Source organism: Pseudomonas kulmbachensis, assembly GCF_963681935.1.
Classification (GTDB): domain Bacteria; phylum Pseudomonadota; class Gammaproteobacteria; order Pseudomonadales; family Pseudomonadaceae; genus Aquipseudomonas; species Aquipseudomonas kulmbachensis.
On record NZ_OY817088.1, the window covers coordinates 4,959,731 to 4,980,137 of the forward strand.

Below are 20,407 nucleotides of genomic sequence, written 5' to 3' on the forward strand. Positions count from 1 at the left end.
GATCGGCGTCGCTCTGTGGATAGTCTTGCTCCTGTTACTCAGCGGTTGCACCAGCCTGCCGCTGCCCAAGCACACGCCAACCCTGGCCTTGCCCATGCAGTTGCATATCCAGCGCGAACAGGCCGATCAGCGTCAGGACTGGTTGCTGGTGATCCAGCAGGAGAGTGCCGGGTTGCGCTGGTCATTGATGGACCCGCTGGGGATTCCACTGGCACGTCAGTTGCTGCAAGGCGCCAACTGGCACGCCGACGGTCTGTTGCCGCCCAACCCCGAGGCCCGCGAGCTGTTCGCCGCACTATTGTTTGCGCTAACCCCTGGGGCTGAATTGACGAATAATTATCCACAGGCAAAAACTGCGTCTGATCTGCGATTTATGGAACAACGCTGGCAAGTGCACTACCTGCAACCCCAGGTGTTTCGCATCGATATGAAAAACAACCTGCATTACACGGTCAGCCCGCTGGAGGCCGCCCCATGACTGCTTACCTCAATGCCCTTGGCGTGGTCTGTGCGCTGGGCCGTGGCTCGCAAGAAGTTGCCCGCAAGCTGTTTGCCGGTGACTGCTCGGGCATGCAGCAGCAAAGCGGCTGGGTGCCCGAGCGCGCACTGACCATGGGTGCGGTAAGCGGTGATCTGGTAGCAATCCCGGCCACGCTCACCCAACACAGCAGCCGCAATAACCAGTTGTTGCTCGAAGCCGCATTACAGATTCAAGGCGATATCGAACAGGCGATTCAGACCTTCGGCCGCGAGCGCATCGCCGTCGTACTGGGCACCAGCACCTCAGGTATCGATGAAGCCAGCCGTGGCATTGCTCACTATCTGCAACATCAGCAATTCCCCGCTGATTACGACTATCAGCAACAAGAGCTCAGCGCACCGGCTACATTCCTGGCCGAATGGCTGAACATCAGCGGCCCGGCCTACGTGATTTCCACCGCTTGCACCTCCAGCGCCCGCGCCCTGATGAGCGCCCAGCGGCTGCTGGACATGAACCTGTGCGACGTCGTGCTATGCGGCGGTGTCGATACGCTGTGCAAGTTGACGCTCAACGGCTTCTCTGCGCTCGAAGCGGTGTCCGATGAGCGCTGCAATCCGTTTTCGGCGAACCGTCACGGCATCAATATCGGCGAAGCGGCCGCCCTGTTCGTGATGAGCAAGCAACCCGCCAGCAGCCACTGCATCGCCTTGCTCGGCGCGGGCGCCAGCAGTGATGCCCACCACATTTCGGCCCCGGAACCCAGCGGGCGCGGCGCCGCCCAAGCCATGCACAAGGCCTTGAGCCGTGCGGGTGTGCAGCCGAAGCAAATCGGCTACCTGAACCTGCATGGCACTGCCACCCAGCACAACGACGCGATGGAAAGCCACGCCGTGGCCCTGGTCTTCCCCGAAGGCGTGCCATGCTCGTCAACCAAGCCCATGACCGGTCACACCCTGGGTGCGGCAGGCGCACTGGAAGCCGCCTTTTGCTGGCTCAGCCTGAACCACGGCGATGCCCTGGCGCCACACGTCTGGGATGGCCAACCCGACCCGGCGCTGCCCGCGCTCAACTGGGTAACCCCCGGCCAGACCCTCGCCCCGACCCCGCAACGCTGCCTGATGAGCAACTCGTTTGCCTTCGGCGGCAATAACGTCAGCCTGATTATCGGAGACGCCCCATGATTGATTGGCCGCTCGCCGAATTGCTGCCCCACGCTGGTGACATGATCCTGATCGATCAGGTGCTGGCGTTTGATCAAGAACAGATTCAAACCCGCCTCACTGTGCGTGCAGGCGGTTTGTTCAACCGTGAAGACGCCAGCCTGCCCGCGTGGGTCGGTATTGAGCTGATGGCCCAGAGCGTGGCGGCGTATGCCGGTTGCCGCGCCCGCGTGCAAGGCCGTCCCGTGGAGCTGGGTTTCTTGCTCGGCACGCGTAAATTTGAATGCAATGTCGAACACTTCCCGTTGGGCAGCGAACTGCATATCCACGCGCTGCGCTCGCTGGAAGACGACAACGGCATGGGCGTGTTCGAGTGCCACCTCACCGGCGCCGGCATTCATGCCAGCGCCCGCCTGAACGTGTTCCGCCCACCTCAGGCCGAAAACTATCTTGCTCAAGTATCCCAGGAGACCCGCCATGACTGAGTCCGTTTTGGTCACAGGTTCCAGCCGTGGCATTGGCCGCGCCATTGCCTTGCGTCTGGCACAGGCCGGTTTTGATCTGGTGCTGCATTGCCGCAGTGGCCGCAGCGAAGCCGACGCGGTCATGGCCCAGGTTCAGGCCTTGGGCCGTAGCGCTCGCGTGCTGCAATTCGATGTATCGGATCGCGCCCAGTGCAGAGCCATTCTGGAGGCCGATGTTGAAACCCACGGCGCTTATTACGGTGTAGTGCTCAACGCCGGGCTGACCCGCGACGGCGCGTTCCCGGCCCTGAGCGAAGACGATTGGGACGTGGTGATGCGCACCAACCTCGACGGTTTCTACAACGTCCTGCACCCGGTGATGATGCCGATGATCCGTCGCCGTGCTGCCGGTCGCATTGTGTGCATCACCTCGGTATCGGGGCTGATCGGTAATCGCGGGCAGGTCAACTACAGCGCCTCCAAAGCCGGTTTGATCGGTGCCGCCAAGGCCCTGGCCATCGAGCTGGGCAAACGCAAAATCACCGTCAACTGCGTGGCACCCGGTCTGATCGACACCGCCATGCTCGACGAAAACGTACCGGTAGAAGAACTGATGAAAATGATTCCAGCCCAACGCATGGGCACCCCGGAGGAAGTCGCCGGGGCGGTTAACTTTTTGATGTCGGCCGAAGCGGGTTACATCACGCGTCAGGTGCTGGCCGTCAATGGAGGCCTGTGCTGATGAAGCGCGTTGTCGTCACCGGCATGGCCGGTATCACCTCGCTGGGCAGTGACTGGGCCAGTATCGAGGCCAACTTCGTGGCTGGGCGCAGCGGCATCCGGCGCATGGACGAGTGGGATCGCTTCACCGAACTCAACACCCGGCTGGCCGGACCGGTTGATGATTTTGCGGTGCCCGCACACTGGACCCGCAAGCAACTGCGCAGCATGGGCCGCGTCTCACGCATGGCCGTGGGCGCAGCGGAACTGGCCTTGCAAGACGCCGGTCTGCTGGGCAACCCGATCATTCGCGACGGCCGCATGGGCGTGGCCTGCGGCTCGTCCACGGGCAGCACCGAAGATATCAAGGCCTTCGGTAACATGCTGCTCAACTCGGTTGCAGACGGCCTCAACGCCAATAGTTATGTGCGCATGATGCCGCACACCACAGCGGCCAATATCAGCATATTTTTTGGCCTGACCGGGCGTTTGATTCCGACCTCCAGCGCCTGCACCAGCGGTAGCCAGGGCATCGGCTATGCCTACGAGGCCATCAAGTTCGGACGCTTGCCTCTTATGCTGGCCGGTGGTGCAGAAGAGCTGTGCCCTACCGAAGCGATGGTGTTCGATGCGCTGTACGCCACCAGCCTGAAAAACGACGCACCCCACACCAGCCCGCGCCCCTACGACAGCGGCCGCGACGGCCTGGTGATCGGTGAAGGCGGCGGCATGCTGGTACTTGAAGAACTGGAACACGCACTGGCCCGCGGCGCCCATATCCACGCGGAAATTGTCGGTTTCGGCAGCAATGCCGACGGCCAGCACACCACCCGCCCGGAAGTCAGCACCATGCGCCGGGCGATGGAACTGGCGCTGGAAGACGCGGGGATCAACGCCCAGGCCATCGGCTATGTGAATGGCCATGGCACCGCTACCGAACAGGGCGACATTGCCGAAACCCTGGCCACCAGCGAGCTGTTTGGCAAACACATGCCCATCAGCTCGCAGAAGAGCTTTCTGGGCCACACCCTGGGCGCCTGTGGCGCGCTGGAATCGTGGTTCAGCATCGAGATGATGAACCGCGACCGTTATGTACCCACGCACAATCTGGATGAAATCGACCCGCGTTGCGGCGAGCTGGATTACCTGCGTGACGCGTTTCGCGTGATGCACAACGATTACGTGATGAACAACAACTTTGCCTTCGGCGGGGTCAACACATCGTTGATCTTCCGTCGCTGGTCGTAACACTTCCAGGATCCCACCATGACTTACTTGCTACGCGTTACCCTGATTGCCCTGGCGTTGCTGACCACCGTGTCGTGCAGCAGCAAACGCATGCTCACCCCGGATCGCACACTGCACGCCTCGATCCAGAGCGACCGTGCACAGATGCAACAGGCCATTGTCAAAACCCTGGTGGCCCGTGGCTGGACAGTGCAAAAAATCACCTCGCAGCTGGTGCAGGCGCAAATTACCGTGCGCGAGCAATACCACGCCGAAATCGACATTCCGTACAGCGCCAACCATTACCAGATCGCCTACCGCGACAGCAGCGGCCTGGACTACAAGGACGGCAAGATCCACAAGAACTACATCCGCTGGGTACGCCTGCTGGACAAAGGCATCGTGCGTGAGTTGAAAGATCACCAGAATGAACGCACAGCCCGCCAGTTGTCGGAATCAGCGTTGGCAAAACCGTTGTAAGCCACAACGTTCAAACGCCAGAAATGACAAAGGCGCCTTTCGGCGCCTTGTTTGCAAACAGACTGGCTTGTCATCGCACGGTGTCTGTCCGGCTCTGCGATGGCTGGTTGCCCAGGATCCTCAGAGTCTCACGCGCCTTGGCAACCTTCCCAAGCGCCTTGGCGATAAAGGCAGGGTCATCCCCAGCTTCGTCCATACAAGCTTCAAGGTAGTACCCAATATCTTCTTCAGTCTTGAGGAATTCGGTGCTGTCCCAACGCGTGAATTTTTCAGTCACAAGTCATTCTCCTTATACGCTTTGGCAATCAACCGAGCTTGTTTGATATCACGGACTTGACTGCTTTTGTCTCCAGCGCACAATAAAACGATCCATTGATGACCATGCTGCATAAAGTACAGCCGGTAACCAGGGCCGTAATCGATTCGTGCTTCTTTTAGCCCAGCTCCAATCGACTTTGTATCCCCCAAATGTCCTTCAGCCATTCGATCAATCCTGACCGAAATACGCGCTCGTGCTCGACGGTCGGGCACGTCTGAAAGCCAACGAGAAAATGTTGAACTGCGAATAATTTCAATCATTCGCAAAAGGTAAACCTAAGGCTACACCTGAAGAATCAGCTGATTACACTCCCTTTCGTCAGAAATCCCATTTTATTAAATCAGCCATCGGTGCCACTGCGCGAGAGCGATCCCTTTCATTCGCAGGACGATTCCTAGAGAATCCTTGGGCCTTGCGCCTGTCTCTTTCGATCGCTAGCCTCCGGTACGTCATCCCCCATGGGTGACCGGACGTGCAAGTCCGAATCGAGTTAGGAACATGGATTATCACTGCCTAAAAACTCTGTTTTATGGCGGCTGTACGTGGGAGGTCTTCTGGCCTGCCGGGATTCAGTTCCTTTCGACCGGTCTTGCACACCCGCGTACAGCTGCCACCCTCTTTGTGTGCAAGCAAATGGCGTCAGCTCTTAATCAACTAAGGAACTGCGCCATGACTCACACACCCGAATACGAACAAACCATCGAACACACCGAAGAGCTGCTGCGTTGCGCCATTGCCACGGCGTATGCGTCGGCCGATAACTTGCACGGCCTTAACCGCGATGTGGCGCTGTCGGTGGTGCATTTGCTTGGGCAGGTCAAAACATCTGTGGATAAGTTGTTGGCCGGGTAAACGCAGTATCAATGGTGGGAGCGAGCCTGCTCGCAATGGCATCAACGCGGTATGCCGATTAACCGGGTCACCTGAATCGCGGGCAGGCCCGCTCCCACAAAAGCTCAATCCGCTAGACCCTTGCCACGGTTTTACGTGTCAGCAACTGCGCAAACGCATTTGCCATCGGTGAGTTGTTGCCCTTGCGCTGTACCAACCACACTGCCGTGTTGGCGTCCGGGTCAAGCAGCGGTCGATAGACCACGCCCTTGATACGCATATGCTGGAACGACGCCGGTAGCACCGACACCCCCAAACCCGCCGATACCAGACCGATAATGGTCATGGCCTCGCCCGCCTCCTGCGACATATGCGGGCTGAAACCCGCCGCCCGTGCCAGGCTCAGCAACTGCGCATACAGCCCGCTGCCATAGCTGCGCGCAAAGAACACAAACGGCTCGTCCGCCAACGCCGCCAGTTGCAAGCCTTGCTCGCTGCCTTCGGCCAATGGGTGATCGGCACGAATCACCGCCACCAGCGGCTCACGAAACAACTCCACGGAGCTCAACGACTCAGGCAACACCAGTGGACGCATAATTCCGACTTCGATGCTTTCATCCACCAAGCCTTCGGCGACTTCGCGGCTGCTCATTTCCTTGAGGTTCAGATGCACCGCCGGGAAGGCCTGACGGAACGCAAAGATCGCCTGGGGAATGCTGGAGTTGAACGGCGCCGATGAGGTGAAGCCGATCTTCAACTCGCCCAACTCGCCCAATTGCGCACGGCGCGCCACATCGGCAGCTTTGTCGACCTGAGCCAACACCAGACGCGCCTCTTCCAGAAACAACCGCCCCGCTTCGCTGAGTTCAACCCGGCGGTTGGTACGGTCGAAAAGCCGCGCCCCCAGTTCCTGCTCCAGCGCCTGAATCTGCTGGCTTAGTGGGGGTTGCGAGATGCCCAGCAATTGGGCGGCGCGGCCAAAGTGCAGCTCTTCGGCGACGGCAATGAAGTAGCGCAAATGGCGCAGTTCCATAGAGACTCCATTAAGTCGTAAAACCTATCAAACAGGTCGAACAATATATTGGAAAGAATCGTTAGCCACCTATATTCTTTTGCCATTGCCGCTCGGCTTTACGCTTTTTTGAGGTCCCTCGTGAAAACTGCTGTTGCCCCACTCGCCCACGAAATCCCGCCTTCGGCGCTGGATGATGTTGTCGCTCAACTCAATGACGTGTTTATCGAGAAAGGCACACCGATGTTTATGCGCACGGTGCTGGCGCTGTTCTCGGGCGGCTTTGCGACCTTTGCGCTGCTGTATTGCGTGCAACCCATGATGCCGGTGCTGTCCCATGAATACGGAATCAACGCGGCGCAAAGCAGTCTGATTCTGTCGGTGGCCACGGCGATGTTGGCTATTGGCTTACTGATTACCGGGCCGATTTCCGATGCCTTCGGGCGCAAGCAAGTGATGGTGTTTGCGCTGTTTTCCGCTGCTGCGTTTACCTTGCTCAGCGCAATGATGCCGACCTGGGAAGGAGTGCTGATTACACGGGCGCTAGTGGGCTTGTCGCTCAGCGGCCTGGCGGCAGTGGCGATGACTTACTTGAGTGAGGAGATTCACCCGCAACACATCGGCCTGGCGATGGGTTTGTACATCGGCGGTAACGCGATTGGCGGTATGAGCGGACGCTTGATCAGCGGTGTGTTGATCGACTTTGTGAGTTGGCACACGGCGATGTTGGTGATCGGCGCTCTGGCGCTGGTCGCAGCTATGGTGTTTGTGAAAATCCTGCCCGAATCGCGCAACTTCCGCCCACGGGCCATGAACCCGCGCAGCCTGCTGGACGGTTTCACCATGCACTTTCGCGATGCCGGTTTGCCGTGGCTGTTTCTGGAAGCGTTCTTGCTGATGGGCAGCTTTGTGACGCTGTTCAACTACATCGGCTATCGCCTGCTGGCCGATCCATACAACATGAATCAGGCCGTGGTCGGCTTGCTGTCGATTGTCTATCTGTCGGGTATTTACAGCTCGGCGCAGATTGGCGCGCTGGCCGACCGACTGGGACGACGCAAAGTGCTGTGGGCAGTGATTGTGCTGATGCTGGCAGGGATCGCACTGACCATGCTCGAACCCATCGCCTTCGTGGTGATCGGCATGCTGCTGTTCACCTTCGGCTTCTTCGGCGCGCACTCGGTGGCCAGTAGCTGGATTGGCCGCCGCGCGACCAAGGCCAAGGGGCAGGCCTCGTCGTTGTACCTGTTCAGTTATTACGCCGGGTCGAGTGTGGCCGGGACCTTGGGCGGCGTTTTTTGGCACCTTGCGGGCTGGAACGGTATCGGCCTGTTTATCGGCGGTTTGCTGGTGGTTGCGCTGCTGGTGGCGCTGCACCTGGCCAAATTGCCCGTGTTGCCAGGCAATAGCAAAAACGCCTGATCGCCCACAAAAAAGCCCGGTTCTCGTGAATGAGAACCGGGCTTTTTTTATACCGCCAGATTACTGGTGATATTGCCCCGAAAATTCATGCACGGCGCTGATAAAGGCGCCAGCATGTTCAGGCTTCACTTCCGGGGTGATGCCGTGACCCAGGTTGAACACATGGCCCGAACCGTTGCCGTAGCTGGCCAGGATGCGCTTGACCTCGGTGCGGATCGCTTCCGGGTTGGCGTAGAGCACGGTCGGGTCCATGTTGCCTTGCAGCGCAACCTTGCTGCCCACACGCTTGCGGGCTTCGCCCAGGTCGCAGGTCCAGTCCAGGCCCAACGCGTCAGCGCCAACGTCGGCAATGCTTTCAAGCCACAGGCCACCGTTTTTGGTGAACAGAATGACCGGCACTTTGCGACCTTCGTGCTCGCGGATCAGGCCGCTGACGATTTTGCGCATATAGGCCAAGGAGAATTCCTGATAGGCCGCCGACGACAGATTACCGCCCCAGGTATCGAAAATTTGTACCGCTTGCGCACCGGCCAGGATCTGGCCGTTGAGGTACGAGGTCACCGACTGCGCCAGCTTGTCGAGCAGCAAGTGCATGGCTTGCGGGGTGTCGTAGAGCATGGCCTTGGTTTTGCGGAAGTCCTTGGACGAGCCGCCTTCGACCATGTAGGTGGCCAAAGTCCACGGGCTGCCGGAGAAGCCGATCAGCGGCACGCGACCATTGAGTTCCTTGCGGATGGTGCTGACTGCGTTCATCACGTAGCCAAGGTCTTTTTGTGGATCAGGAATCGGCAGCGCTTCGATGTCGGCCAAGGTACTGACGACTTTTTTGAAGCGTGGACCTTCACCAGTTTCGAAGTACAGGCCTTGGCCCATGGCATCGGGGATGGTCAGGATATCGGAGAACAGGATGGCCGCATCCAGCTGCGGGAAGCGGTCCAGAGGCTGCATGGTGACTTCACAGGCGAATTCGGCGTTCTTGCACAGGCTCATGAAATCGCCGGCCTTGGCGCGGCTGGCACGGTACTCCGGCAGGTAGCGACCGGCCTGACGCATCATCCAGACAGGCGTTACGTCTACGGGTTGCTTGAGCAAAGCGCGAAGGAAACGGTCATTCTTGAGAACAGTCATGTCAGCATCCGTGAAAAAAGTGGGGGCATTTTCTCAGAGACGGACGCAAAAGGCACGGCAAGTGCCGTGCCTTTTATCTATCGGGGCGATTTGTCGCGGTGTAACGCCGTATTTGGCAACACCGTGAAACAACTGTGGGAGCGGGCTTGCTCGCGATACAGATAACTCGATTGATCAGCAGACCGAGTTGATCCCATCGCGGGCAAGCCCGCTCCCACAGGGGGATTGGGCTAGACGCCCAGGTAATCCATGATCCCTTCAGCCGCAGTACGGCCTTCGAAGATCGCGGTTACCACCAGGTCAGATCCGCGCACCATGTCACCACCGGCAAAAATCTTCGGGTGGCTGGTCTGGTGCTTGAACTGCGACTGCTCGGGCGCAATCACGCGGCCCTGGCTGTCGGTCTGGATCTCGAACTGGTCGAACCATGACGCCGGGCTCGGACGAAAGCCAAACGCGATGATCACGGCGTCTGCCGCGATGATCTCTTCGGAACCCGGAATCGGCTCCGGGCTACGACGGCCACGGGCATCCGGTTCGCCGAGACGGGTCTCGACAACCTTCACGCCTTCAACCTTGCCTTCACCAACAATGGCGATCGGCTGACGGTTGTAGAGGAATTTAACGCCCTCTTCCTTGGCGTTTTTCACCTCTTTACGCGAGCCCGGCATGTTGGCTTCGTCACGACGATAGGCACAGGTCACCGATTTGGCGCCCTGGCGAATCGAAGTGCGGTTGCAGTCCATGGCCGTGTCGCCACCACCGAGCACCACAATTTTTTTGCCTTTCATGTCGACGAAGTCTTCCGGCGACTTTTCAAAGCCCAGATTGCGGTTGACGTTGGCGATCAGGAAATCCAGCGCATCGTGCACGCCCGGCAGGTCTTCACCGGCAAAACCACCTTTCATGTAGGTGTAGGTGCCCATGCCCATAAAGACCGCGTCGTATTCGGCCAGCAGCTGTTCCATGCTGATGTCCTTGCCGATTTCGGTATTGAGACGGAACTCGATACCCATGCCGGTGAACACTTCGCGACGGTGGCTCAGTACGGTTTTTTCCAGTTTGAACTCCGGGATACCGAAGGTCAGCAGACCGCCGATTTCCGGGTTCTTGTCGAAGACCACCGGGGTCACGCCGCCACGTACCAGCACGTCGGCACAGCCCAGGCCCGCAGGGCCCGCGCCGATGATCGCCACACGTTTACCGGTCGGCACCACCTTGGACATGTCCGGGCGCCAGCCCATAGCGAACGCGGTATCGGTGATGTATTTCTCGACCGAGCCGATGGTCACTGCGCCAAAACCGTCGTTCAGGGTGCAAGCACCCTCGCACAAGCGGTCTTGCGGGCACACCCGGCCACACACTTCGGGAAGGGTGTTGGTCTGGTGCGACAGCTCAGCGGCAGCGAGGATATTGCCCTCGGCCACCAGCTTGAGCCAGTTGGGAATGAAGTTATGCACAGGGCATTTCCATTCACAGTACGGGTTGCCGCAACCCAGGCAGCGGTGAGCCTGATCGGCAGACTGCTGGGGTTTGAAGGGTTCGTAAATTTCCACGAACTCTTTTTTGCGTTGACGTAACAGTTTCTTCTTCGGATCTTTGCGCCCGACATCGATGAACTGGAAGTCGTTACTCAGACGTTCAGCCATGGTTAAAACCTCATCAAACTTTTCAGGCGCATATCACTGCGGGTTGGCACGGATGCTGGAAAGCAACGATTTCAAGCTGGCAGCCTTAGGCTTGACCATCCAGAACCGACGCAGGTAGTCATCGAGGTTTTCCGAGAGGTTGCGACCCCACTCGCTGTTGGTTTCCTCAACGTATTCGTCCAGCACGTGTTGCAGGTGATTACGGTAGGCCTCCATCGCTTCGCCACTGATCCGCTGGATTTCCACCAGTTCGTGGTTAACCTTGTCGACGAAAGTGTTGTCCTGATCCAGCACGTAGGCGAAACCGCCGGTCATGCCCGAGCCGAAGTTGTAACCGGTTTTGCCCAATACGCAGACGAAACCGCCTGTCATGTATTCGCAGCAGTGATCGCCTGTGCCTTCAACCACGGTGTGAGCACCGGAGTTACGCACCGCGAAACGCTCACCCGCCGTACCAGCCGCAAACAATTTGCCGCCGGTTGCTCCGTACAGGCAGGTGTTGCCGACAATCGCGCTGTCCTGGGTTTTGTAAATGCTGCCTGTTGGCGGCACTATCACCAGCTTGCCACCAGTCATGCCTTTGCCTACGTAGTCGTTGGCATCGCCTTGCAGGTACATGTTCAAACCACCGGCGTTCCACACACCAAAGCTCTGACCTGCAGTGCCTTTGAAGTGGAATGTGATCGGTGCTTTGGCCATGCCCTGGTTGCCGTGGGCACGGGCGATTTCACCCGAGATACGGGCACCGATCGAACGGTCGCAGTTGCAGATATCGAGCGAGAACTCGGCACCGCTCATGTCGTTGATGGCTGAAGTCGCCAGCTCGACCATCTTCTCGGCCAGCAGGCCTTTGTCGAATGGCGGGTTGCGCTCTACTTGGCAGAACTGTGGCTTGTCGGCCGGGATATGGTCGCTGCCCAGCAGGGGCGTCAGGTCCAGGTTGTGCTGTTTGGCGGTTTCGCCCTGCAGAATTTCCAGCAGGTCGGTACGCCCGATCAGCTCTTCGAGAGTGCGCACGCCCAGCTTGGCCAGCCACTCGCGAGTTTCTTCGGCCACGTAGGTGAAGAAGTTGACCACCATGTCGACGGTGCCGATGTAGTGGTTTTTACGCAGCGATTCGTTCTGGGTCGCAACGCCGGTAGCGCAGTTATTGAGGTGGCAAATACGCAGATATTTGCAACCCAGCGCAATCATCGGTGCAGTCCCGAAACCGAAGCTTTCAGCACCCAGGATCGCCGCCTTGATCACGTCGAGGCCGGTTTTCAGGCCGCCGTCGGTCTGTACCCGCACTTTGCCGCGCAGGTCGTTGCCGCGCAGGGTCTGGTGGGTTTCAGCCAGGCCCAGCTCCCACGGTGCACCCGCGTACTTGATGGAGGTCAATGGCGATGCGCCAGTGCCGCCGTCATAGCCGGAGATGGTGATCAGGTCGGCATAGGCCTTGGCCACGCCAGCAGCGATGGTGCCTACGCCCGCTTCAGCTACCAGCTTCACCGATACCAGCGCTTTCGGATTGACCTGTTTGAGGTCAAAGATCAGCTGCGACAAGTCTTCGATGGAATAGATGTCGTGGTGCGGCGGTGGCGAAATCAGGGTCACGCCGGGTACGGCATAACGCAGCTTGGCGATCAGACCGTTGACCTTGCCGCCTGGCAGTTGCCCGCCCTCGCCCGGCTTGGCGCCTTGGGCCACCTTGATTTGCAGCACTTCGGCGTTGACCAGGTATTCCGGGGTTACACCGAAACGGCCAGTGGCCACTTGCTTGATTTTCGAGCTTTTGATGGTGCCGTAACGCGCAGGGTCTTCGCCGCCTTCACCGGAGTTGGAGCGTGCGCCCAAACGGTTCATGGCTTCGGCCAGGGCTTCATGGGCTTCTGGCGACAGTGCGCCCAACGAGATACCAGCCGAGTCGAAACGCTTGAGGATCGAGTCCAGCGGTTCGATGTCGTCGATGGACAGCGGCGTATCGAGGGTCTTGACCTTGAACAGGTCGCGGATCATCGACACCGGGCGCTTGTCGACCAGAGCGGTGTATTCCTTGAACTTGCTGTAGTCGCCCTGCTGCACAGCGGCTTGCAGGGTAGCTACCACGTCCGGGTTGTAGGCGTGGTATTCGCCACCGTGCACATACTTGAGCAGGCCGCCTTGCTGGATCGGCTTGCGCGCGCTCCAGGCTTCGGCCGCCAGCAGTTTTTGCTCGGCTTCAAGGTCAACGAAACGGGCACCCTTGATGCGGCTTGGCACGCCACGGAAGCTCAGGTCGCAAATTTCTTCGGACAGGCCGATGGCTTCGAACAGCTGCGCACCGCGGTACGAGGCAATGGTCGAGATGCCCATCTTCGACAGGATCTTGAGCAGGCCTTTGGTGATGCCTTTGCGGTAGTTCTTGAACACCTCATAGAGGTCGCCCAGCACTTCACCGGTACGGATCAGGTCGCCCAGCACTTCGTAGGCCAGGAACGGGTACACCGCCGAGGCACCGAAACCGATCAGCACCGCAAAGTGATGCGGGTCACGGGCGGTCGCGGTTTCGACCAGGATGTTGCTGTCGCAACGCAGGCCTTTCTCGGTCAGACGGTGATGCACAGCGCCCACAGCCAGCGAGGCGTGAACCGGCAGCTTGCCCGGCGCGATATGACGGTCGCTCAGCACGATCTGGGTACGGCCAGCGCGTGCAGCCTCTTCGGCCTGATCGGCGATATTACGCACGGCCGCTTCAAGGCCGACGCTTTCGTCGTAGTTGAGGTCGATGATCTGACGCTCAAAACCCGGCAGATCGAGGTTCATCAGCGAGCGCCACTTGGCAGGCGAGATCACTGGCGAACTGAGAATCACACGGGAGGCGTGCTCCGGCGATTCCTGGAAGATGTTGCGCTCGGCACCGAGGCAGATCTCCAGCGACATGACGATGGCTTCACGCAGCGGGTCGATCGGCGGGTTGGTCACCTGCGCGAACTGCTGGCGGAAGTAGTCATATGGCGTACGTACGCGCTGGGACAGCACGGCCATTGGCGTGTCGTCACCCATCGAGCCTACGGCTTCGTAACCTTGCTCGCCCAACGGGCGCAGCACCTGGTCGCGCTCTTCGAACGTGACCTGATACATCTTCATGTATTGCTTGAGCTGATCAACGTCGTAAAACGCCGAACCGTGGTCATGGTCGTCGATGGTGGCCTGGATGCGCAGGGCATTCTTGCGCAGCCACTGTTTGTACGGGTGGCGCGACTTCAAGCGGTTGTCGATGGAGTCGGTGTCCAGTACCTGACCGGTTTCGGTGTCCACGGCGAGGATCTGGCCAGGGCCGACACGGCCTTTGGCGATCACGTCTTCAGGCTTGTAGTCCCATACGCCGATTTCCGAAGCGATGGTGATGTAGCCATTGGTGGTTGTCACCCAACGCGCCGGGCGCAAGCCGTTACGGTCGAGCAGGCAGACCGCGTAACGACCGTCGGTCATTACTACGCCAGCCGGGCCGTCCCACGGTTCCATGTGCATGGAGTTGTACTCATAGAACGCCCGCAGATCGGGGTCCATGGTTTCAACGTTCTGCCACGCAGGTGGAATCAGCATGCGCACGCCACGGAACAGGTCGATACCGCCGGTGACCATCAGCTCCAGCATGTTGTCCATGCTGGAGGAGTCGGAACCCACACGGTTAACCAGCGGCCCGAGCTCGTCGAGGTCGCCGATCAGGTCGTTGGCAAACTTGGTGCGACGGGCCTGGGCCCAGTTGCGGTTGCCGGTGATGGTGTTGATCTCGCCGTTGTGGGCGAGAAAGCGGAATGGCTGAGCCAGCGGCCACTTCGGCAGGGTGTTGGTGGAGAAGCGCTGGTGGAACACGCAGATTGCGGTTTGCAGGCGCTCATCGCTCAGGTCCGGATAGAAGGCGGTGAGATCCGCCGGCATCATCAGGCCTTTATAAATGATGGTCTTGTGGGAAAAGCTGCAGATGTAGTGATCGGTGTCAGCCGCGTTGCTCACCGAAGAACGGCGGCGGGCGCTGAACAGTTTGATCGCCATGTCCTGATCGCTCAGGCCATCGCCTGCGATAAACACTTGCTCGATCTGCGGCAAACGCTCCAGTGCCAGACGGCCCAGAACGCTGGTATCGATTGGCACCTTGCGCCAGCCCACCAATTGCAGGCCAGCCGCCAGGATTTCGCTGTTCATGTTAGTGCGGGCCGCTTCGGCCTTGATCGGGTCCTGGTTGAAAAACACCATGCCGACCGCGTATTGCTTGGGCAAATCTGCGCCGAACTGTTCCTTGGCGGTTGCGCGCAAGAACACATCAGGCTTTTGAATCAGCAGGCCACAACCGTCACCGGTCTTGCCGTCTGCGTTGATCCCACCGCGGTGGGTCATGCAGGTCAGGGCTTCAATGGCGGTTTGCAGGAGGGTATGACTAGGTTCGCCCTGCATATGGGCAATCAGGCCGAAACCACAGTTATCCTTGAATTCATCGGGGTGGTACAGACCTGCTTTCATAGACACTTTCTCACCAGGCTGCCCCAAAAAGGGGCAAATTTCTTTTAATTCAACCACTTGCTCCCCACGCTGAACGTACGCCAGCTTGGCAGGGGCAAAAGGGTGGTCATTCTACACACCGCCATAAAGGCTCACAAATTTAGCGCCGATTAAATGAAATTTAATGTCGCGTTTGTGAATGTTTAAAGCGATTAGCCGTGCTAGTCAAAACATTTTTTGATGTTGACCGTCGCGCGGCGCAGACACCACAAGGCACACGGCTCAAAAGCCGCATGCTCTAGCAGGAATGTTGGAGTGCTGGAAAGGCGACCTGGGTAAGGTCGCCGGATCATCAGCGAGCTGCAGCCAGTTCTTGTTGAACGCTGGCGACAGTGCGAGGCCAAGGTTTACCAGCCTGTGTCTTCGCTGGCAAGTTCTTGATTGCCGCAGTTGCTGCGGCATGGCTTAGGAAGTTGCCGTAGGTGACAACGTACAGCGGCTTGCCATTCAAGGATTTCTTGAAGTAGCGAGCGTCACCGCCCAGTTCTTTAGCGACATTTTGCGCAGACGCTTCAGAGCTGGTGCCTACGATCTGCACCACATAGTTGTTGGCAGGCTGGCTGGAGTACCAACTGCCGCCCGGTGCGGCCTTGGCCAGGGTGACCGGCTTCTCGACAGGCTTGACCACAGGCTTGGCGGCCGGGGCTGGGGCAGGTTTGGCGACCGGAGCAGGCTTGGCCACAGCAACGGTGGGTGCTGGGGTTGGACGCGGTGCTGCCACAGGCGCAGGGCCCGATGGCACGCCAACCGGTGGCGCAGTGGTGGTCACGGTAGGTGGCGAAGCAACGCCGCCGTCAACCGCAGGCACACCGCCATCGTCGCCTTCCGCGATCCCACCGGCTGCTTCTGCCAGCGGGCCGCGCATGACCGGCTGCGATTGCCCAACCAGCGGCAATGGCATCGGCTGGGAAGAGCCTGCGAAATCAACCGACGGTTTGCCACCGCTATTCGGCGAGGCTTGCCCCAATTGTGTTTGTTCAGCACCTGGCGCGGTAGGCGCCTTGCTGCGACCCGGAATCAAAAAGGCAGCAGCTACGGCCACTACCACTACTGCACCAATGGCCAATACGTGTTTCTTCGGCATTTTGAACCCCATACTTGGACGCTTGACCGCTGAGCGGCTGGCAATCATGGCTTCGATCATCGCATCGCGGGCAACCTGGTTGATAGTGCCAGGCCAGCCTTCGGAGCTCTCGTGTATATCTGAGATCTGCTGAGCGCTAAAGAGTTCGATTCCAGCCCCGGCACCTTCGAGACGCTGAGCCAGATACTCGCGGGTTTCATCGAGGGTATAGGGCTGCAAATCGATTACATGGAAGCGCTCTTCATCAGCGCTCAGTTCCTCAAGCCCGGCAATCATTGACGGCTCACCGAACAGGAACACATGCGGACGGCCTTCAGGCGCACCCGCAGCCAGCGCCAACAATGCTTGCAGCGCGGACTCGTCCAACTGCTCGGCGTCATCGACCAGCAAGTAGACTTCTTGCCCGGTCAGCGCCAATTGCACCACTTGCGCCAGAATGGAACCCACATCGGGTCGCGCAACGTTCAGCGTTTGTGCCACCTGCTGCAAGATACCGGCAGCATTGCCAGCCCCTCGCGCCGAGACCACAACGCTCTGTACCGACTGCTTGTTGGTACTTGCCACCAACGCCTGACGCAGCAAAGTCTTGCCGCTGCCTTCAGGGCCGGCAACGACTAAAAGCAACTGGCTGTAGCGGGCAAGGTGGTGCAATTGCCCAAGCACCGGCTTGCGCTGGGCAGGGAAAAATTTGAAACCCGGAACCCGTGGTGCAAAGGGGTCGTGGTTGAGCTGGAAGTGACCGAGGAACGCCTCGTCGGCATGCAAACTAGTCATCAGGATCTTATTAACCTTTAAGCTGAGCCAGCGCGCGGTAATCCGCACCCAGCGTGGCTTGTAGAACCTCTTGTGGATAATCGTCAGTCACTGTGGCTTCGCCCATGTGGCGCAACAGCACCAGCCGAATACGACCGTCGATCACTTTTTTATCAACTGCCATGTGTTGCATGAAGTCGGCTGGCGTCATTTCGGTGGGCGGCACTACAGGCAAGCCGGCACGCTGAAAGATCCTAATTCCGCGATCACGCTCTGCATCGCTGATCCAGCCCAAACGGGCGGACATTTCCAGCGCCATCACGGTGCCGGCTGCCACGGCTTCGCCATGCAGCCATACGCCGTAACCCATATGAGTTTCGATGGCATGGCCAAAGGTATGGCCGAGGTTGAGGGTGGCACGCACGCCCGTCTCGCGCTCATCGGCGCCGACCACTTCAGCCTTGGCCGCGCACGAGCGTTGAATGGCGGCAGTCAGGGCGACCTGATCCAGCGCACGCAGCGCGTCCATGTTGTCTTCAAGCCAGGTCAGGAACGGCTCATCGCAAATCAGGCCGTACTTGATAACTTCGGCCAGCCCCGCAGACAGTTCGCGGGCAGGGAGGGTGTTGAGGGTCTGGGTATCTATCAGCACCAGGTTGGGCTGATAGAAAGCACCGATCATGTTTTTACCCAGCGGGTGGTTGATCCCGGTTTTACCGCCCACCGACGAATCGACCTGGGACAGCAAGGTAGTCGGCACTTGGATGAAATCAACACCGCGCTGATAACAGGCTGCGGCAAAACCGGCCATGTCACCCACCACGCCGCCGCCCAGTGCAATCACGGTGGTGCGTCGATCGTGGCGCGCCGTCAGCAGGCCATCGAAAATCAGCTGCAGGGTTTCCCAATTTTTGAACGATTCGCCATCAGGCAAGATAATCGGTACGACCGAGAACTGCGCGAGGCTGCGAGTCAGACGCTCAAGATAGAGTGGCGCGACCGTTGAGTTGGTCACAATCGCCACTTGGCGACCGGCGATATGCGGGGCCAGCAACTGCGGCTGATCCAACAAACCTTCGCCAATATGAATCGGGTAGCTACGCTCGCCTAGATCAACCTTCACTGTCTGCATGAATCCCCGCGTTGAAGCAGGACGCTGGCGGCCTGCTTCGCAATTATCAAGTGATGGCATACCGTAAAATGCATGCCCGGCGCCGAGAATAGCGCATTTCGTATCGCACTTTAATGGCCTGCGCAGTACCTGGTAGTCGCAGCCTCGTCCCTCGTCAGCGGCTACCGGGGAGAAAGCTGCGCCAGACGCTCGAGAATATCCAGAACCACCATGCGCGGCGGCCGCTCATCGGTTTCGACCACCAGATCGGCGATTTCTCGATAAAGCGGATCACGCAGGGCCAACAGATCACGCAGGATTTTTTCCGGGTTGGCGTTGCGCAACAGAGGCCGGTTGCGGTCCCGCGAGGTACGAGCAACCTGCTGTTCGATAGAGGCATGCAAGTACACCACGCGCCCGCCATTGCGGAGCGCCTGACGGTTTTGCGGACGCATCACCGCGCCACCACCGGTCGCCAGCACAATGCCATTTTCATGGCATAGCTCGACGATCATGGCTGTTTCACGATCGCGGAAGCCCGGTTCACCTTCTTTATCGAAGATCCACGGGATATTGGCACCCGTGCGCACTTCAATTTCCTTATCGGAATCTTTGAACGGCAGGTGCAGCTCTTTGGCCAGCAAACGTCCGATGGTGCTTTTTCCAGCCCCCATTGGCCCAACAAGAATCAAATTTCGCACAGAATCAATGACTCACAGCAATCGCCTGGTTGTTCATGATACGCGGAGTCAGGAACACCAGCAGTTCGGATTTTTTTTCCAGGACAACGTCTTTACGGAAAAGTTGGCCAACATACGGCAGATCGCCTAAAAATGGCACTTTATCTATTACTTTGCTTTGAGTATTTGAGAACACTCCCCCAATCACGATGGTTTCACCGTCCTTGACCAGCACCTTGGCCCTGACTTCGTTCTTCTTGATTGGTGGCACATCCTGGATCCTGTTCATGTAATCGGGCTCATCCTTGGTCACGATGACATCCATGATGACGCTATTGTCCGGGGTGATTTGCGGCGTCACCTCCAGCGACAGCGACGCTTCCTTGAACGACACCGAGGTGGCCCCGCTTGCGCTGGTCTCCTGATAGGGGATTTCGGTGCCTTTAAGGATTTTGGCGGTCTCTTTGTCTGAAGTAACCACTTTGGGCTGAGAGATGATTTCGCCATTGCCGGTTTTTTCCATAGCCGTCAGCTCCAGGTCCAACAGTACGTTGTTGGTGATAAAGGCAATGCCCAACCCCGATGTATTGCCCGAAACCCCCAGATCCACAAAGGGCGCACTCATGTTGTCAGGCGCCCCCCCTGACGCAGCAGACCGGGTAATGCCGCCAGCATTCCAGTTACCGCCTCTACGCAAGGTCCCGCCCCAACTCACTCCCAGGCTTTTCTCGAAGTCCACGCCCGCCTCAACAATCCTGGCCTCGATCATCACCTGACGTACTGGCACATCCAGTTGGGCCACGATGCGCCGTAACTCATCCAGCCGCTCGCCCGACTCAAAGGCAATGATGTTATTGGTGCGCTCATCCACCGTGATCGTGCCCTGCCCGTTGATACCGGGCTGAGTGGCGGTCACCGACTGGAACAACCTGACCAGATCTACCGCCTTGGCGTAATTGACCTGCACCAGCTCTCGACGCAAAGGCGCAAGGTCATGCTGTGCGCGGGCCGCGAGGTGCTCAGCAGGCGCTATGCGCAACACATTGCCCTCAAGGCGTTTGCCCAAATCCTTGCTTTCAAGTACCAGATCCAACGCCTGATCCCACGGTACATCCTGCAAGTTGAGCGTAATGCTGCCTTGCACGGCGTCGCTGACCACCAGGTTAAACCCGGTAAAATCTGCCAGTAGCTGAAGCACTGTGCGTACTTCCACATTCTGAAAGTTCAGGGACATTTTCTCGCCCACATACGGCGGGTTCGTGGCGACTGAGGAGGGGGCAGCCTGTACCAGCGCCAGTGTTGACTGCGAATTCAGCGCACTCCATAGCGCCAGTACGCAGACCGGTAAAATCCTTTTCATGGTGT

Annotated in this window: 18 protein-coding genes; 8 read left to right on the plus strand and 10 right to left on the minus strand. The window is 58.8% G+C overall.

Features of this window, described 5'->3' with window-relative positions; translation table 11 throughout:
- Nucleotides 1-19: 19 nt before the first annotated feature.
- Genes U5A05_RS22615 through U5A05_RS22640 form a run of 6 tightly spaced genes read left to right on the plus strand, consistent with a single transcriptional unit; the run spans nucleotide 20 to nucleotide 4,532 of the window.
- The gene (locus tag U5A05_RS22615) at nucleotides 20-478 is read left to right on the plus strand and encodes a hypothetical protein (protein ID WP_321836551.1); all 459 of its coding nucleotides are present in this window, start codon (nucleotides 20-22) and stop codon (nucleotides 476-478) included.
- Nucleotides 475-1,662, plus strand: a complete 1,188-nt coding sequence (locus U5A05_RS22620) for a beta-ketoacyl-[acyl-carrier-protein] synthase family protein (protein ID WP_321834934.1) — start codon at nucleotides 475-477, stop codon at nucleotides 1,660-1,662. The genes U5A05_RS22615 and U5A05_RS22620 overlap by 4 nt, the downstream gene beginning before the upstream one ends.
- Entirely contained in the window at nucleotides 1,659-2,126 is a 468-nt protein-coding gene (locus U5A05_RS22625) for a hotdog family protein (protein ID WP_261740059.1), read from the plus strand. Before U5A05_RS22620 ends, U5A05_RS22625 begins: the two co-directional genes overlap by 4 nt.
- Nucleotides 2,119-2,847 (plus strand): 3-oxoacyl-ACP reductase FabG, encoded by a 729-nt coding sequence (gene fabG, locus U5A05_RS22630; protein WP_321834936.1) that lies wholly within the window; start codon nucleotides 2,119-2,121, stop codon nucleotides 2,845-2,847. The genes U5A05_RS22625 and fabG overlap by 8 nt, the downstream gene beginning before the upstream one ends.
- Nucleotides 2,847-4,073 (plus strand): beta-ketoacyl-ACP synthase, encoded by a 1,227-nt coding sequence (locus U5A05_RS22635; RefSeq protein WP_261740061.1) that lies wholly within the window; start codon nucleotides 2,847-2,849, stop codon nucleotides 4,071-4,073. The genes fabG and U5A05_RS22635 overlap by 1 nt, the downstream gene beginning before the upstream one ends.
- 18 nt (nucleotides 4,074-4,091) lie before the next feature.
- Nucleotides 4,092-4,532 (plus strand): hypothetical protein, encoded by a 441-nt coding sequence (locus tag U5A05_RS22640; protein WP_321834937.1) that lies wholly within the window; start codon nucleotides 4,092-4,094, stop codon nucleotides 4,530-4,532.
- Nucleotides 4,533-4,602: 70 nt separating this feature from the next.
- Here U5A05_RS22640 and U5A05_RS22645 read toward each other — a convergent pair whose 3' ends face one another.
- Nucleotides 4,603-4,809, minus strand: a complete 207-nt coding sequence (locus tag U5A05_RS22645) for a helix-turn-helix domain-containing transcriptional regulator (protein ID WP_321834938.1) — start codon at nucleotides 4,807-4,809, stop codon at nucleotides 4,603-4,605.
- On the minus strand, nucleotides 4,806-5,111 hold the full coding sequence (locus U5A05_RS22650; RefSeq protein ID WP_261740064.1) for a type II toxin-antitoxin system RelE/ParE family toxin: 306 nt from the start codon (nucleotides 5,109-5,111) through the stop codon (nucleotides 4,806-4,808). The genes U5A05_RS22645 and U5A05_RS22650 overlap by 4 nt, the downstream gene beginning before the upstream one ends.
- A gap of 409 nt (nucleotides 5,112-5,520) precedes the next feature.
- On the opposite strand from U5A05_RS22650, the gene U5A05_RS22655 reads away from it, so the two are divergent.
- Nucleotides 5,521-5,703: a DUF6124 family protein gene (locus tag U5A05_RS22655; RefSeq protein WP_321834939.1), complete on the plus strand. Its 183-nt coding sequence runs from the start codon at nucleotides 5,521-5,523 to the stop codon at nucleotides 5,701-5,703.
- Nucleotides 5,704-5,815: 112 nt separating this feature from the next.
- Here the strand turns inward: U5A05_RS22655 and U5A05_RS22660 are convergent, their stop codons facing one another.
- Nucleotides 5,816-6,715: a LysR family transcriptional regulator gene (locus U5A05_RS22660; RefSeq protein ID WP_261740066.1), complete on the minus strand. Its 900-nt coding sequence runs from the start codon at nucleotides 6,713-6,715 to the stop codon at nucleotides 5,816-5,818.
- A 153-nt stretch (nucleotides 6,716-6,868) separates the two neighbouring features.
- On the opposite strand from U5A05_RS22660, the gene U5A05_RS22665 reads away from it, so the two are divergent.
- The gene (locus tag U5A05_RS22665) at nucleotides 6,869-8,116 is read left to right on the plus strand and encodes an MFS transporter (RefSeq protein WP_425262914.1); all 1,248 of its coding nucleotides are present in this window, start codon (nucleotides 6,869-6,871) and stop codon (nucleotides 8,114-8,116) included.
- Between the two features lie 60 nt (nucleotides 8,117-8,176).
- On the opposite strand, the gene hemE is transcribed toward U5A05_RS22665, so the two are convergent.
- The 7 genes from hemE to U5A05_RS22700 all read right to left on the minus strand — a co-directional run bounded on the left by hemE (nucleotide 8,177) and on the right by U5A05_RS22700 (nucleotide 20,402).
- Nucleotides 8,177-9,244: a uroporphyrinogen decarboxylase gene (gene hemE, locus U5A05_RS22670; protein ID WP_261740068.1), complete on the minus strand. Its 1,068-nt coding sequence runs from the start codon at nucleotides 9,242-9,244 to the stop codon at nucleotides 8,177-8,179.
- Between the two features lie 230 nt (nucleotides 9,245-9,474).
- Nucleotides 9,475-10,893: an FAD-dependent oxidoreductase gene (locus tag U5A05_RS22675; RefSeq protein ID WP_261740069.1), complete on the minus strand. Its 1,419-nt coding sequence runs from the start codon at nucleotides 10,891-10,893 to the stop codon at nucleotides 9,475-9,477.
- Between the two features lie 33 nt (nucleotides 10,894-10,926).
- Entirely contained in the window at nucleotides 10,927-15,375 is a 4,449-nt protein-coding gene (gltB, locus tag U5A05_RS22680) for a glutamate synthase large subunit (RefSeq protein WP_261740070.1), read from the minus strand.
- A 331-nt stretch (nucleotides 15,376-15,706) separates the two neighbouring features.
- Nucleotides 15,707-17,272 (minus strand): SPOR domain-containing protein, encoded by a 1,566-nt coding sequence (locus U5A05_RS22685; protein ID WP_321834944.1) that lies wholly within the window; start codon nucleotides 17,270-17,272, stop codon nucleotides 15,707-15,709.
- Between the two features lie 10 nt (nucleotides 17,273-17,282).
- On the minus strand, nucleotides 17,283-18,383 hold the full coding sequence (gene aroB / locus U5A05_RS22690) for a 3-dehydroquinate synthase (RefSeq protein WP_261740072.1): 1,101 nt from the start codon (nucleotides 18,381-18,383) through the stop codon (nucleotides 17,283-17,285).
- Between the two features lie 161 nt (nucleotides 18,384-18,544).
- Complete coding sequence (aroK, locus tag U5A05_RS22695; protein ID WP_261740073.1) at nucleotides 18,545-19,063, minus strand: shikimate kinase AroK; 519 nt, start codon at nucleotides 19,061-19,063, stop codon at nucleotides 18,545-18,547.
- Between the two features lie 4 nt (nucleotides 19,064-19,067).
- Nucleotides 19,068-20,402 (minus strand): type IV pilus secretin PilQ, encoded by a 1,335-nt coding sequence (locus tag U5A05_RS22700; RefSeq protein WP_321834947.1) that lies wholly within the window; start codon nucleotides 20,400-20,402, stop codon nucleotides 19,068-19,070.
- Nucleotides 20,403-20,407 lie beyond the last annotated feature (5 nt).